Source organism: Kitasatospora sp. CMC57 (genome assembly GCF_045866025.2).
In the GTDB taxonomy this organism is placed as follows: Bacteria; Actinomycetota; Actinomycetes; order Streptomycetales; family Streptomycetaceae; genus Kitasatospora.
The window spans coordinates 4,094,863-4,109,648 of sequence record NZ_AP035881.2 but is presented as its reverse complement, the minus strand read 5'-3'; the positions used below and the strand labels follow the sequence as shown (position 1 = coordinate 4,109,648).

General features: G+C 69.7%; 9 protein-coding genes and 1 pseudogene. 4 read left to right on the top strand and 6 right to left on the bottom strand.

Features of this window, described 5'->3' with window-relative positions; all coding sequences use genetic code 11:
• Positions 1-121: 121 nt before the first annotated feature.
• Positions 122-2,485 (top strand): annotated as a pseudogene (locus ACKUU6_RS18340) (discoidin domain-containing protein); the annotation flags it as partial.
• The gene (locus ACKUU6_RS18335; protein ID WP_407992160.1) at positions 2,471-2,929 is read left to right on the top strand and encodes a discoidin domain-containing protein; all 459 of its coding nucleotides are present in this window, start codon (positions 2,471-2,473) and stop codon (positions 2,927-2,929) included. The pseudogene ACKUU6_RS18340 and the gene ACKUU6_RS18335, both read left to right, overlap by 15 nt.
• A 49-nt stretch (positions 2,930-2,978) precedes the next feature.
• On the opposite strand, the gene ACKUU6_RS18330 is transcribed toward ACKUU6_RS18335, so the two are convergent.
• From ACKUU6_RS18330 to ACKUU6_RS18305, 6 genes are all read right to left on the bottom strand, one after another.
• On the bottom strand, positions 2,979-3,992 hold the full coding sequence (locus ACKUU6_RS18330; RefSeq protein ID WP_407989657.1) for a LacI family DNA-binding transcriptional regulator: 1,014 nt from the start codon (positions 3,990-3,992) through the stop codon (positions 2,979-2,981).
• Positions 3,993-4,117: 125 nt separating this feature from the next.
• The gene (locus ACKUU6_RS18325; protein WP_407992159.1) at positions 4,118-8,335 is read right to left on the bottom strand and encodes a discoidin domain-containing protein; all 4,218 of its coding nucleotides are present in this window, start codon (positions 8,333-8,335) and stop codon (positions 4,118-4,120) included.
• Between the two features lie 169 nt (positions 8,336-8,504).
• Positions 8,505-10,124 carry a glycoside hydrolase family 13 protein gene (locus ACKUU6_RS18320; protein ID WP_407989656.1) on the bottom strand — a complete coding sequence of 540 codons (1,620 nt, stop codon included), beginning with the start codon at positions 10,122-10,124 and terminating at the stop codon, positions 8,505-8,507.
• A gap of 55 nt (positions 10,125-10,179) precedes the next feature.
• Positions 10,180-11,064 carry a carbohydrate ABC transporter permease gene (locus ACKUU6_RS18315; RefSeq protein ID WP_407989655.1) on the bottom strand — a complete coding sequence of 295 codons (885 nt, stop codon included), beginning with the start codon at positions 11,062-11,064 and terminating at the stop codon, positions 10,180-10,182.
• A 12-nt stretch (positions 11,065-11,076) separates the two neighbouring features.
• Entirely contained in the window at positions 11,077-11,946 is an 870-nt protein-coding gene (locus ACKUU6_RS18310; protein ID WP_407989654.1) for a carbohydrate ABC transporter permease, read from the bottom strand.
• Complete coding sequence (locus tag ACKUU6_RS18305; RefSeq protein WP_407989653.1) at positions 11,943-13,298, bottom strand: ABC transporter substrate-binding protein; 1,356 nt, start codon at positions 13,296-13,298, stop codon at positions 11,943-11,945. Before ACKUU6_RS18305 ends, ACKUU6_RS18310 begins: the two co-directional genes overlap by 4 nt.
• Before the next feature lie 190 nt (positions 13,299-13,488).
• Here ACKUU6_RS18305 and ACKUU6_RS18300 point away from each other — a divergent pair, with 190 nt between their 5' ends.
• Positions 13,489-13,998, top strand: coding sequence for a SigE family RNA polymerase sigma factor (locus ACKUU6_RS18300; RefSeq protein ID WP_407989652.1), 510 nt, complete (start codon positions 13,489-13,491; stop codon positions 13,996-13,998).
• Positions 13,995-14,780 (top strand): hypothetical protein, encoded by a 786-nt coding sequence (locus tag ACKUU6_RS18295; RefSeq protein WP_407989651.1) that lies wholly within the window; start codon positions 13,995-13,997, stop codon positions 14,778-14,780. Before ACKUU6_RS18300 ends, ACKUU6_RS18295 begins: the two co-directional genes overlap by 4 nt.
• Positions 14,781-14,786 lie beyond the last annotated feature (6 nt).

Below are 14,786 nucleotides of genomic sequence, written 5' to 3'. Positions count from 1 at the left end.
GTACTTGCGTTGTAGCTGTCGAAATTTTGCACATTTACATGGACTTCATGCACTGTCGCGCCTAGTCTCTCCAACGCTCGGCCGTTCCCGCCCCCGCGACCAGCAAGGAAGTGCATCCCCCATGCAGCCACCCCCGCTCCGCCGCCTGCGCGGCCCGCTCGCCGTGCTCACGGCCGCCGCACTGAGCTCCGCCGCCCTGCTCGGCCTGACCGCCCAGTCCGCGCACGCCGCCGCCGTACCGACCCTGTCACCGCTGGACGTCACCGGCCGGGGAGCCACCGTGCCGTTCAAGGAGCAGGAGGCCGAGTACGCGGCCACCAACGGCATCGTGATCGGCCCCGAGCGGCACTACGGCACCCTGCCCTCGGAGGCGTCCGGCCGACAGGCCGTCACGCTCAACTCCGTCGGCCAGTACGTGGAGTTCACGCTCACCGCATCGGCCAACGCGATGAGCTTCCGGTACAGCCTGCCGGACACCGCCGACGGCCGGGGGCGGACCGCCTCGATCGACCTGCTGGTCAACGGATCGAAGCTCAAGGACCTGCCGGTCACCTCCAAGTACGGTTGGTACTACGGCGGTTATCCGTTCAACAACAACCCGGGCGACACCAATCCGCACCACTTCTACGACGAGACCCGGACCATGTTCGGCTCCACCCTGCCCGCCGGCGCGAAGGTCCGGCTGCAGGTCTCCTCGACCGCGCAGTCCCCCAGCTTCACCGTCGACCTCGCCGACTTCGAGCAGGTCGCCGCGCCGATCGCCAGGCCCACTGGAGCACTTGACGTGGTGGCGGACTTCGGCGCCGACCCGAGCGGGGCCACCGACTCGACCGCGAAGTTCCAGGCGGCCGTCAACGCCGGTCAGGCGCAGGGCAGGACGGTCTTCATCCCGCCGGGCAGCTTCACCCTGTACGACCACGTGGTGGTGGACGGCGTCACGCTGGCCGGGGCCGGCCCCTGGTACAGCGTGCTCGGCGGCCGCGATCCGGCCAACCGGAACCGGGCGGCCGGCATCTACGGCAAGTACGTGTCCGGCGGCGGCTACGGCGGCGCCGTACGCCCGCACGAGGCGGGCGGCCCGAGCCGGGACGTCACGCTCAGGGACTTCGCCGTCATCGGCGACATCCAGGAGCGGGTGGACGACGACCAGGTGAACGCCATCGGCGGTGCGATGAGCAACTCGGTGGTCGACAACCTGTGGATCCAGCACACCAAGGTGGCCGCCTGGATGGACGGCCCGATGGACCGCTTCACCATCCGCAACAGCCGGATCCTGGACCAGACCGCCGACGGCGTGAACCTCCACACCGGCGTCACCAACTCTGCGGTCACCAACACCTTCGTCCGCAACACCGGCGACGACGGCCTGGCCTCCTGGCCGGAGCGGATACCGAACGTGGGCGACAGCTTCACCCACAACACGGTGGTCGTGCCGGTGCTCGCCAACAACATCGTCACGTACGGCGGCAAGGACTTCACCATCTCGGACAACGTGATGGCCGACACCGTCAGCAACGGCGGCGGCCTGCACATCGCCAACCGCTACCCTGGTGTCAGCTCGGGCAACGGCACCGCCGTCGCGGGCACCATCACCGCCGCCCGGAACACCCTGATCCGCACCGGGAACAGCGATTACAACTGGAACTTCGGGGTGGGCGCGGTCTGGTTCAGCGGCCTGAACGAGCCGATCAGCGGCGCGACGGTCAACATCACCGACAGCGACCTTCTGGACAGCTCGTACGAGGCGGTCCAGACCATCGAGGGAGCGGTCTCCGGGATCAACTTCAGCAACGTCACGATCGACGGCGCGGGCACCTACGCGATCCAGGCGCAGGCCAACGCGAGCATGAAGTACACCAACGTGACGGCGAAGAACATCGCGCAAGCCGCGACCCCGACCCACAACTGCGTCGGCACCGGCTTCGTCATCACCGACGGCGGCGGCAACTCCGGCTGGTCGGGCTCGACCTGCACCGGGGTCTGGCCGGAGCCGAGGTTCACCTACGGCGGCCGACCGTCGGGCGGCACCCAGCCCTCGCCGTCGCCGTCCAACTCGCCGTCGCCGTCCCCCTCGACCTCCACCCCGCCGGTCTGCGCGCCGGGTGCGACCGCGAGCAGCAGCAACCAGGGCTACGGCGCGGCCAACGCGGTCGACGGCAACGCCGCCAGCTACTGGGAGAGCGCCAACAACGCCTTCCCGCAGTCGCTGACCGTCGACCGGTGCACGGCTGCGGCTGTGAGCGGGCTCCAGCTCGGGCTGCCGCCGAACTGGGAGGCCCGCACCGAGACGCTCTCGGTGTCCGGCTCCACCGACGGTGCCGCCTTCACCGAGCTGGCCTCCTCCCGAGGGGTCGCCTTCGACCCGGCCTCCGGCAACAGCGCGACCGTCACCTTCCTCGCGGCGAAAGTCCGTTGGCTCCGGGTCACGGTCACCGGCAACACCGGCTGGCCGGCCGCCCAGCTCGCCGAACTGACCGTACTGACCGGCACGGCGCCGCCCACCACTCCGCCCGCCAACCCGAATCTGCTCGCGGGCCGGACTCTCACCGAAACCAGCAACGCGGACGTCTACACCGTCTCCCGTGCCAACGACGGTGACCCGAACAGCTACTGGGAGAGCGCCAACAACGACTTTCCGCAGTCGCTGAGCGCCGATCTCGGCGGTCAGACCACCGTGGGCCGCCTGGTGCTACGGCTGCCGGCCGGCTGGGGCGCGCGGACCGAGACGCTCTCGGTGCTCACCAGTATCGACGGCAGCGCCTGGACCACCGTGAAGGGACCGGCGGGCTACGGCTTCGACCCGGCCACCGGCAACACCGTCACGGTCACCTTCCCGGGCGCCGCCGCCCGCCACCTGCGGGTGACCTTCACCTGCAACACCGGCTGGCCCGCCGCCCAGCTCTCCGACATCCAGGCGTACGCCTCCTGACCCGTCACCCACCGAAGGCCCTGGCCAGGCGTCAGGGCCTTCGTCGTCGTCAGCCCCGGGAGCGCGGCGGTGCGGTCGAGCCGCGTACCACCAGCTCGGGCTCGAAGAGCAGTTCGTCGTGGGTGATCCTGGCGCCGGCGATCTCCCCCGCCAGCAGGTCCACCGCCGCCCGGCCCATCGCCTCGATCGGCTGCCGGACAGTGGTCAACGGCGGGTCGGTGCAGTTCATGAAGGACGAGTCGTCGTAGCCGATCACCGACACGTCGTCCGGCACCGAGAGCCCGGCCCTGCGGACCGCCCGGACCGCGCCGAGCGCCAGCGGGTCGCTCGCGCAGATGATGCCGGTCACCTCCTGCCGGAGGAGCCTGGTGGTGGCCGCCTGGCCGCCCTCCAGGGTGAACAGTGCCCGCTCCACGTGCTGGTCGGGCAGCTCCAGGCCCGCCTTGGTAGCGGTCACCCTGGCCGCCGCCAGCTTGCGCTGGGACGGCACGTGGTCGCTCGGACCGAGCACCAGGCCGATCTTCCGGTGTCCCAACTGCCGTAGGTGGCCGATGGACTGTTCCACCGCCACCGCGTCGTCGCAGGACACCCGGGCGAAGTCGAGACCGTCGATGGCCGCGTTAAGCAGCACGGTCGGCAGGCTGCGCTCGGCCAGCCGCTCGTAGTGCTCGTGGGTCGCGTCCGCCTGGGCGTAGAGGCCGCCGAAGAAGACCACGCCCGACACCTGCTGGGAGAGCAGCAGGTCCACGTAGTCGGCCTCGGAGACGCCACCAGCCGTCTGGGTGCAGAGCACCGGAGTGAAGCCCTGCCCGGCCAGTGCGCCGCCGACCACCTCGGCGAAGGCCGGGAAGATCGGGTTCTGCAGCTCCGGCATCACCATGCCGACCAACCGGGCTCGCTCACCACGGAGTTGCGTCGGCCGCTCGTAGCCGAGCACGTCCAGTGCCGTCAGCACCGCCGCCCTGGTCGCCTCGGAGACGCCGGGCTTCTCGTTCAGCACCCGGCTGACCGTGGCCTCGCTGACGCCGACCTTCTGCGCCACCTGGGCAAGTCGTCGTGTCATGCCGTAAGTCTATGTCTCCCACGCAAGTTCTTTGCGCTTTCTTGCGTTCCAGGCTTGCCGCCCGTGAGCAGCGGGAAGTGCCGCCGGGAGGGCAGGACTCCCGGCGGCACCGTTCTCGGATGGGGTTACGGATTGACGGTCAGGGTGAAGGTGGAGGTGGTGTTCCTGACGTCCTGGAAGTTGCCGCTCAACCGCAGGTTGTTGAAGACCGCGCTGCCGACCGCCGGTCCCTGACCGGCCTCGGCCGACTCGTTCACCCAGATCCCGAAGCCCGACCTGGCGTCGTACGCGTCACCGCTCCGCTGCGCCCCGCTGATCGAGACGTTGGTGAACACCGTGTCCTTCACCGGGAACTGCGGCTGGCCGCCGACGTAGTTCGTCTGGAACATGATGCCGTGGTACGTCGGGTCGACGATGTCCACGTCGCTCACCCTGATGCCCTGGAACACCTTCGAGGCCGAGAAGACCCAGATGCCCGGGAAGGTCTGCGCGCCCCAGAAGTGGCCGCCCGCCCGGACGATGGAGATGTTCTGCAGGTTGGTCGGGTCGGTCCCGAAGCCGTTCATCGGGTACCCGAAGTCCAGCGAGCTGATGGTGATGCCCGAGTAGACCAGGGTGTCGGCGATGTGGATGTTGCGGAAGGTGTTGGCGTACCCGCCGTACACCGCCACACCGGCCGCCCGCCAGGTGAGGATCGAGGTCAGGTTCTCGAAGACGTTGTTCTTCTCGTCCGCCCCGCCCGCGTCGATCGCGGAGAACAGCGCGAAGGAGTCGTCACCGGTGGCCCGGGCCTCGTTGTTGCTGATCAGGTTGTCCGTGCTGCCGTTGGTCATGTTGATGCCGTCGGCGAAGGTGTCCCTGATCCGGGAGTTCTTGATGGTCATCGAGTCGGTGTTGGCGCCCCAGTACAGGCAGACCATGTGCTCGACCCAGATGTTGTCGATCACCGTGCCGGCCACGTTGGAGAAGTCGAAGACCTTCCCGGGCCCGTCGATCCGCGAGGTGTAGTTGCCGAAGTAGGCGAAGCCCGCGAAGGTCGAGCCATTGCTGCTCGCCTCGGCACGGAACCCGATGTCGGTGTTGGACTGGGTGTCCGGGGCGTGGAACCGGGTGAACCAGGGGCCCGCGCCGACCACCTTGACCGGCTTGCCGTAGACCTGGAACTTGCTCGCGGTCTGGTAGTCACCGGTCGGCAGGTAGACGCCGACCAGCGTGCCGGTGCCGTCCATCCGGACCTTGTCCAGGGCGTTCTGCACGTCCTGGTGGGTGAAGCCGGCCGGGACCGTGTAGCGCGCCGGGTCAGGGTTCGCGGCGGCGGTGGCCTGCTCCAGGCTGACGAAGTCGATCGCGTACTGCGAGGTGTTGCCCGCGTCCTTCTGCAGCCTGATCCTGCTGCCTGCCGGGACGGTCGTGCCGAGCAGCACGTTCGCCTCGTCGTAGACGTGCCGGGGCCCGCCCGCACCGGGCGAGTTGCCCGGGCCGGTCTCGCTGCCGTACAGCCAGGCGTACTTGGAGGTCAGGTCGATGGTCTTCAGCAGGCTGCCGTTGACGTACACGTTGAGCGTCGCGTTGATGCCGTCGCCGCCCGCCGCGTCCGGGATGGAGAACCGGGTGACCAGGGTGTTGGTCGGCGCCTTGGTGGTGAACTCGACCGAGGCACCGGTGGAGTTGAGCGTGACCGCCCGGCGGCCGCTGGCCTCGCCGGCCAGGTCACCGACGGTCCGGTTCGGGCCGACCAGCGCGGCACCGCCCGCCAGCACACCGTCCTCGGCCTCGTACGTGTCGTACGGCATGTTGGCGCCGCGTCCGACGAACAGCGACTGGCTGGCAGTGTTGTTGGCCTGCTTGACCGGCAGCTCGTTGGCGTCGTTGGCGATCACCGTCTTCACGGTGTACTTGCCGTTCCCCGCCGTCCAACTGCCCAGGCTCACCGGGGCGGTGGTGGCACCGGCCGCGATCGCGCCGGTGTAGGCGCCGGTCAGCGTCTTCACCACGGCGCCACTCTGGTCGGCCACAGTGAGCGTGATCCCGTGCGCGCCCGCCGCCGAGGCGACCGTGCCCTGGTTCTTCAACGCCACCGAGAAGGCGACGGCGTCCCCGGTGGCCGGGTTGCCCGGCGACCAGCTGACCGGGGCCGCCAGCAGGTCAGAGCTGGCGACCTGGCTGACCACCAGGGCGGCCGGGGCGGTGTAGCCGTTGTTGCTCTCGTCGCGCTCGACCACGGTGTTGGCCGGGTCGACCTTGGCGCTGACCCGGTAGCTACCCGCGTTCTGCGCCCCGGCGTTGACCGAGACGGTGCTCGACGCCCCGGCGGCCAGCGCGCCGACCTGCGCGGTACCGACCTTGGCCGACTCGAGGTAGAGGTCCACCGTGGTGGCGGTCGAGGGCAGCGTGCCGACGTTCTTGACCGTGGTGGCCAGCGTGACGGCGTCGGTCTCCACCGGGTTGGCCGGGGAGGCGGTGGCGCCGGTGACCGTGAGGTCCGGGTTCGCTGCCGGAGTGCCGATCACCTGGAACTCGGCCGCCTGGCCGCCGCCCGCACCGGAGTTGGCGGTGATCCGCAGCTGGACGTCGGCCACCGTGGCCCCGACCGGGATGGTCACCGTGTTGCCGGTGGCCGGGTCGAACGAGTAGCTCCTGGCAGCCACCAGGCTGCTGAGCCCACTCGCGCCCTGGTCCCGGCCGAGCACCTCGATGGTCTGGGTGCGCGCGCCCCAGGCGGCCGCCGGGTTGAGCTTGACCACCACGGAGTCCACCACGGCGTTCGAGCCGAGCGGCACCGTCAGCGTGTCGGGATAGCTGTTGGAGTTCCCCTCCCAGTAGGTGGTGAGGTCGTTGTCGTTGGCGTTGGCCGCGACGAAGGTGAAGATCGAGGACGAGGCGGTGATCGCCTTGCCCGCCGCCAGGTTGGTGCCGCCGGTGCTCCCGCTGCGCAGCACCGTGTTGCTGCTCGCCGACTGGTTGCCCGCCGCATCCTTGGCCTTGACGTAGTACGAGACGGTGGCACTGTCCGGCTGGCTGTCGGTGTATGTCAGCACACCGCCGCCGAGGCCTGCCCGCAGCTCACCGTTGGCGTACACGTCGTAGCCGGTCACGCCCACGTTGTCGGTGGCCGCGTTCCAGGTCAGCCTGATCTGGCCGGGCCCCGGCCGGCTGTACGCCAGGCCGGAGGGCGCCGACGGCGCCTGGGTGTCCCCGGTCGCGCCGGTCCGGGTGACGGTGTTGCTGTTGCCGGACTGGTTACCGGCCGCGTCCTTGGCCCGGACGAAGTACGAGACGGTGGCACTGTCCGGTCGGGTGTCGGTGTAGCTCAGCACACTGCCGCCGACGCTGGTCAGCAGCTCACCGTTGGCGAAGATGTCGTACCCGGTGACACCCACGTTGTCGGTGGCCGCGTTCCAGACCAGCTTGATCTGGCCCGAACTCGGCTGGCTGTACGCCAGGTCGCCGGGCGCCGACGGCGCCTGGGTGTCCCCGGTGGTCGGCCCGTACGCCTCCAGCTCGGCCAGCTGGGCGGCCGGCCAGGCCGTGTTGGCGGTGACGTTCAGCCGGATGTACCGGGTGGTCGCGGTACCGAAGTCGACGGTCACCGCGTTGCCGTTGGCCGGGTCGAAGACGTAGCCGGTGGCGGCGGCCAGGTCGGTGAAGTCGGTGCCGTTGGAGCTGCCCCGGATGCCGATCGTCTGGGTGCGCTTCTCCCATCCGGCCGGAAGCTTGAGCACCAGCTTGTTCACCGCGACGGAGGCGCCCAGATCGAGCTGGATCCACTGCGGCAGCGCGTTGTTGGCGCTCTCCCAGTAGGTCGACGGGGAGCCGTCGTTGGCGTTGTTCGCGGTGTAGGTCTGGCTGTAGCTGCTCGCGGTCAGATTTCGGCCCTGGGCCAGGTTGGCGCTGGTGCCGGTCGCGCCGTGCACCTCCAGCTCGGAGATCTGGGCGGCCGGCCAGCCGGTGTTGGCGCTGATCGCCAGCCGGACGAACCGGGTGGTCGTGGCCGGGAAGCCGATCTTCACGGTGTTCGCGCTGCCCGGGTCGAAGGCGTACCCCGCCGAGTTGGTCAGGGTGGTGAAGCTGGTGCCGTCCGCGCTGCCCTGGACGGCCAGGGTCTCGGTCCTGCTGCCCCAGGCGCCTGGGAGCTTGAGCACCACCTCGTCCACGCCGGTGGCCGAGCCCAGGTCGACCTGGACCCACTGCGGAAGGCTGCCGTTGCTGCTCTCCCAGTAGGTGGACTGGTTGCCGTCGTTGATGTTGCCGACGGCCTGGCCGCCGGTGGAGCTGCTGGCCGCGACGGCCTTGCCGGCCGCCAGGTCGGGGCCACCGGCCGCGGAGGCGGTGGTGGGCAGCATCGGGCCCGCCAGGGCGAGCAGGCTGATGGTGGCCGCGGTGGCCACCAGCCGGGGTATCGGAGCTCGGGTTCTCACGGTTTCCTCTGTCTCGTCGTCCGAACGATGGGTGGGGGTGAGGAGTGGGGAACCTTGCCGGGCGGAGGTGGCGACCGGGCCATCAGCTGTCCCCTCAGCCGACCCGCAGCCAGACGGCGGTGTCGGTGGGGAGCTGCCGGTCCGCGGTGAGCGGTCCACTGGCCAGCAGGACCTCCTGCTCCAGCGGTACGGGCCGGGGCCCGAAGTTGACCACGCAGCGGAAGTCCGCCCCGCGCCGGAACGCGAGCACCTCCGACGCACTGGGCAGCCACCCGAACTCGTCGCCGCGCAGCGCGACTTCGGTCCGGCGCAGGCGGAGCGCGGTGCGGTAGAGGGTGAGCATGGAGTCAGCGCGGGCCGACTGGGCCTCGACCGTGAGGTCGGCCCAGTCGGCCGGCTGCGGGAGCCAGGGCTCGGCCGGAGCCTGGCTGAACCCGTACGGGGGTCGGTCGCCCGACCAGGGGAGCGGCACCCGGCAGCCGTCCCGGCCGGGGTCGGTGCCGCCGGAGCGCAGGTGCATCGGGTCCTGGAGCCGGTCCAGCGGCAGGTCCTCGACCTCGGGGAGGCCCAGTTCCTCGCCCTGGTACAGGTAGACCGCACCGGGCAGGGCCAGCGAGAGCAGGGCGGCGGCCCGGGCCCGGCGGCGGCCGAGTGCCAGGTCGGTGGGGGTGCCGAAGGTCTTGCCGGCGAAGTCGAAGCGGGTGTCCCTGCGGCCGTACCTGGTCACCGTCCGGGTCACGTCGTGGTTGCACAGAACCCAGGTCGTCGGGGCGCCGACCGGGGCGTGCAGGGCGAGGGTTCCGTCGATCGACTCGCGCAGGGCGCGGGCCTCCCAGGGCCGGGCCAGGAAGTCGAAGTTGAACGCGGTGTGCAGCTCGTCCGGCCGGAGGTAGCGGGCGAACCGTTCGGCGTCCGGCAGCCAGACCTCGCCGACCAGGATCCGCTCGCCCGGGTACTCGTCCGCGATCGCCCGCCACGAGCGGTAGATGTCGTGCAGCTCCTCCCGGTCGGTGAACGGGTGCGGGTCACGGCCCCTGACGAAGTCCGGCAGCGCGGGGTCCTTGGCGAGCAGCGCGGCCGAGTCGATCCGCACCCCGGCCGCGCCCCGGTCGAACCAGAACCGGAGGATCTCCTCGTGCTCCGAACGGACCTCCGGGTGTGCCCAGTTGAGGTCGGGCTGTTGGGTGGCGAACAGGTGCAGGTACCACTCGCCGTCCGGCAGCCTGGTCCACGGGCAGCCGCCGAACTCCGAGACCCAGTCGTTCGGCGGCAGCTCACCGCCTTCCCCCCGGCCGGGCCTGAAGTGGAACAGCTCGCGCTCCGGGCTTCCCGGTGATGTCGCCAACGCTGCTCGGAACCAAGGGTGTTGGTCCGACACATGATTAGGGACGATGTCCACCACAGTACGGATGCCGAGCCCGAGCGCCTCCGCGATCAGCTTCTCGGCCTCGTCCAGGGTGCCGAACAGCGGGTCCACGCCCCGGTAGTCGGCCACGTCGTAGCCTCCGTCCGCCATCGGCGAGGGGTACCAGGGGTTGAACCAGACGGCGTCGACGCCGAGTTCGGCCAGATAGGGCAGTCGAGCGCGGACCCCGGCCAGGTCTCCGGTGCCGTCACCGTCGCCGTCCGCGAAGCTGCGCGGGTACACCTGGTAGATCGCCGCGTCGCGCCACCAGTGCGGGTGCTCGGAGGGGAGCCGGGATTGCTGTCCCACGGTGAGGGGTCCTTTCGGGTCGGCGTCCGTGCTGCTCCGGTCGGCCCTGCGGGTCTCAGCCCTTCAGTCCGCCGGAGGTGAGCCCGGACATGATGTTGCGTTGGAAGATCAGGAAGAAGACCACGGTCGGCACCGAGGCGATCGCCAGCGCGGCGGTGATCACGTTCTGCGGTACGCCCATCGAGAGCGACTTGATGCCGATGTTGAGCGTCTGGTTGGCCGGGTCCGGCTGGACCAGCATCGGCCAGAGGAAGTCCTTCCAGACGTTGACCACCGCGAAGATCGACACCACCCCGAGGATCGGCCGCGACATCGGCAGCACGATCGAGCGCAGGGCGCGGAACGGGGTGGCCCCGTCGATCGCCGCCGCCGCCATCAGGTCTTCGGGGACGGAGTCGAAGAACCGCTTGAGCAGGAAGATGTTGAAGGCGTTCGCCACTGTCGGCAGCCAGATCGCCCACGGCGTGTTGACCAGGTTGACGTGCAGCAGTGGCAGGTCGAGCACGGTCAGGTACTGCGGCACGATCAGCACCGCCGCCGGGATCATCAGGGTCGCCAGCATCATGCCGAGGATCAGGTTCCCCAGCACCGGCCTCAGCTTGGACAGCGCGTACGCCGCCGCCACGTCGAACACCAGCTGGAACGCGAGGGCCCCCAGGGCGTAGTACAGCGTGTTGAACAGCAGCCGTCCGAGGCCGAGCTGGCGCCAGGCGGTGACATAGGTGTCGGGGTGCAGCTCGGCCGGAAACAGTGTCGGCGGGTTCTGGATCACCTCGGCGGTGGACTTCAACCCACCGGTCACCAGCCAGTAGAGCGGCCCGAGGAAGACCAGGGTGAAGCCGGCCACGGTCAGCACCAGCACGGTCCGGTACAGCAACCTGCTGAGCGGCCGGTTGAGTTGGGTCTGCGAGATCAGCGTCCGGGTCTGCGGCTCGTCCACCGGGGCTCCCATCTAGTCGGCCTGCCGGGACAGCCGGACGTACAGCGCGGAGAACCCGGCCAGCACCAGCAGCATGATCAGGCCGAGCGCCGAGGCGGCGCCGTAGTTGTTGAAGTTGAAGGCGTACTGGTAGACGAGGTGGACCACCGTGGTGGTGGACCCCTGCGGTCCGTTCCCGCCGGTCAGGAGGAACGGCTCGACGAACACCTGCATGGTGGCGACCACTTGGAGCAGCAGGAGCAGCGAGAGGATCAGCCGGGTCTGCGGAACCGTCACGTGCCAGAGCCGGCGCCACAGACCGGCCCCGTCCAGCTCGGCCGCCTCGTACAACTCTCCGGGGATGCCCTGGAGAGCCGCCAGATAGATCAGCGTGGCGCCGCCCATGTTCATCCAGGTGGAGGCGATCACCACCGACACCATCGCGGTGTCCGGCGAGTTGAGCCAGGCCGAGGTGGGCAGGTGCAGGGCGCGCAGGACGGCGTTGAACAGCCCGAACTCCGGGTCGTAGAAGTACTTGAAGAGCAGCACCGAGGCGACCGGCGGCATCATCACCGGCAGGTACACCAGGATCCGCAGGTACGACCTGGCATGCCGGAGTTCGTTCAGCAGCACCGCGACGAAGAACGGCACCGCGAAGCCGAACACCAGCGCCAGCAGGGTGAACAGCAGCGTGTTGCGCCACGCCTGCCAGAACGCCGGGTCCTGGAGCAGCTGGTCGATGTTGTCCAGCCCCACCCAGGTGGTCCGTCCGCGCCTGGTCCTCTGGAAGCTCATCACCACTTCACGGACCATCGGGTACCAGGTGAAGACCCCGAAGCAGAGCAGGGCGCCGAACAGGAAGCCGTGCGCGGTCAGCTGCTCCCGGACCCGACGGGCGGTCACTGCAGACTCGCCAGCACCTGGTTGACCTGGGCCTCGGCGTCGGCGAGCAGCTTGGCGACGTCGGCACCCTGGTCGGTCAGCACCGCCGAGACGGGGTTGTCCAGCACCTTGTAGAGCTGCTGCGCGTTGGCCGGTTCCGTCCTGCCGGGCACCGCGACGGCCAGGTACGGCGCGTAGTTCCGCACCGGCACGGTGGCGCTTGCCGCCTTCGCCTGGTTGTCCGCCGCCAGCGAGGCACCGGTGAAGAAGAACGGCTGCGGCAGGCCGACCGGCAGCCCGTCGGCCTTGGTCCGCGCGTAGTCGAACTGGCCCTTGCCCGTGGTCAGGTACTTGAAGTTGATCCAGGCGATGCCCGCCTTGATCTGGTCAGGTGTGGACCCCTTCTTGAACATGTAGTCGTTGCCGCCGAGCAGCGCCGCCTTGCCCCCGGGCATCGGCCCCATGCCGTACGCCTCGTAGTCACCCTTGAGCGTCTGCACCATGTACGTGATGTCGTCCGGCGCACCGACGTACATGCCGAGCTTGTCGGCCGCCATCTGGGTCATCAGGTCAGGCCATTTGAGGCTCTGCGCGGCGCCCATGGTGCCGTCCGTCCAGCGCATGTCGTACAGGTTCTGCAGCACCTGCCGGCCCTCGGGCGTGTTGAACGCGGCCCTCTTCCCGTCCTCGCTCACCATCGCGCCGCCCAGGCCGTACAGTTCGGCCGTGTAGTGCCAGCCGCCCTGGTTGGTCGCGCTGTACTCGCCGTAACCGTTCACGCCGTTGCCGAGCGCCGCGATCTTCTTCGCCGCCTCCCGGATCTCGGCCCAGGTGGCCGGCGGCCTCTCCGGGTCGAGCCCCGCCTGCTTGAACAGCTTCCGGTTGTAGAGCAGGCCCATCTTGTAGTTCGAGGTCGGTAGGCCGTAGAGCTTGCCGCCGTCCTTGAGCGTGGCCAGCACCGATGGGTCGATGTCCTTCAACGCCGGGACGGTGGTCTCGTTGACGTACGCGCTGATGTCCTCGGCGCCGTCCGCATCGAGCACCTGGTCGAGGTCGGTGAAGTAGGTGTAGAAGACGTCCGTCTGCGTCTTCCCCTTGAGCTGGGCCGTGAACGGCGCCGGCTCCTCGCAGGGCGAGGCGTCCTTGCTCTTGATCGTCACGTTCGGGTACAGCTTGCCGAAGGCCGCGACGTCCTCGTCCCACTGCTTCCGCTCCGCCGCCTTGGTCACCGGCGGCTGGCAGTCCACACTGATCGTCACCTTCGCCGCCCCGTCCGCCGTGCCTCCTGAACTCCCGCAGGCGGCAGCGGACATGCTCACCCCCGCAGCCACGGCGACGACGACGGATCTGCGGACGAGCCCAGTTCTGCTCATGACGGAGGAACCCTTCTGCGGGCATGGGTGGGGTGGGTGCCGCAGTCCTGAGTGCTCTCCCGGCGGCCTCGCCACTTAACCACTGCTCGACAGATGGCCACAAGATGCCGACAGATTTTCGCAAAAACACGACTTTGCCGGACCCGCCGACGCTGACAACCTTTCGCCGCCCCTCCCGCGTCTGTCCTTCGTGAGTCGAGAAACCGAGGACGCCGCCTACGCGGACTTCGTCGAGGCCGCCTGGCATCGGCACCTGCGCACCGCGACACTGCTGACCGGCGACCGGCACCGCGCCGAAGAGCTGCTCCAGGACTGCCTGGTCAAGCTCTACGTCCGCTGGCGTCGGGCAGCCACGGATGAACCGCACGCCTACCTACGGCGGATGCTGGTCAACAACCACGTCAGCTGGTGGCGCCGACGGCGACGTGAGCTGGTCACGGCCGACGTCCCCGAGAGCGCCGTTCGATCCACGGACCCGCTCGGCAGCCGGTTCGACGAACTGGACGAACTCCACCAGGCACTGCGCGAACTCCCCGAACGCCAGCGTGCCGTGGTCGTCCTGCGCCACGTCGAGGACCTGTCGGAGAAGGACACCGCCGCCGCGCTCGGCTGCTCGGTCGGCACCGTGAAGAGCCAGAACGCCCGGGCGATGGCCCGGCTTCGCACCACCCTGCTAGCGAACCAGGAGGCCACACCGTGACCGAGGAAGACGAGCGGATCGCCCGAGCCCTGCGCCTGTTGATGGACCGTCAGGTCACTCCCGTGCCCGTACCAATGGCCCGGCTGTTGCACCGTGGCCGAAGTGCCCGACGTCTGCGCACCCTCACCGGCATCGCCACCGGCGCGGGCGGCGTCGCCGCGGTCTGCGTGGTGGCGCTGACCCTGGCCCCCGCCGCCACGGTCCAACCCCCCGCACCGCCGGCCGCCCGGAGCACGACCGCGACTCCATCCGTCGTCGCCACCCCGGCGCCGACCGGTGCCGCCGAGCTGCTGGAGCTGCTCCGGTCGAAGGTCCCCACCGGCCTTAAGCTGAGCAATCCCTGGACACTGGACCGCACTTCCGACATCCCGCTCACTCCCGGCGTCTCCGTCAAGCATGCGGCTGCCGCCTACATCGCGTCGGACGGCAGCGGCACGGGCAACATCAGGATCGAAGTCGGCCGCGCGGCCCCGTCGGCGGACGGGACGGTACACCCTCCCGCGTGCAACATCCCGGGCTGCACCGTCACCGCACAGCCCGACGGCGGCTTCCTGACGCTCTCCCTACCCGCCCGGGCCGCGGGTGGCGAACAGGACTGGCGGGCCACCGTGCAACGCCCCGACGGGACCACGGTGACGGCCGGCGCGGGCAACATCCCGGGCCCGGGATCCGATCGGAAGGAGCCCTACCCGAACCCGCCGCTGCTGACAGGGGTGCAGCTGTCCGCCCTCGCCCTCGACCCCGCCTGGCACCAGGCGGCGGCCGCTCTGCCCGCCCCCTGACCGCGC

Excerpts from the sequence above, each read along its gene's own strand:
- ACKUU6_RS18330 (WP_407989657.1), bottom strand. The coding sequence starts at position 3,992 with ATGACACGACGACTTGCCCAGGTGGCGCAGAAGGTCGGCGTCAGCGAG.
- ACKUU6_RS18325 (WP_407992159.1), bottom strand. The coding sequence starts at position 8,335 with ATGCTGCCCACCACCGCCTCCGCGGCCGGTGGCCCCGACCTGGCGGCC.
- ACKUU6_RS18305 (WP_407989653.1), bottom strand. The coding sequence starts at position 13,298 with ATGAGCAGAACTGGGCTCGTCCGCAGATCCGTCGTCGTCGCCGTGGCT.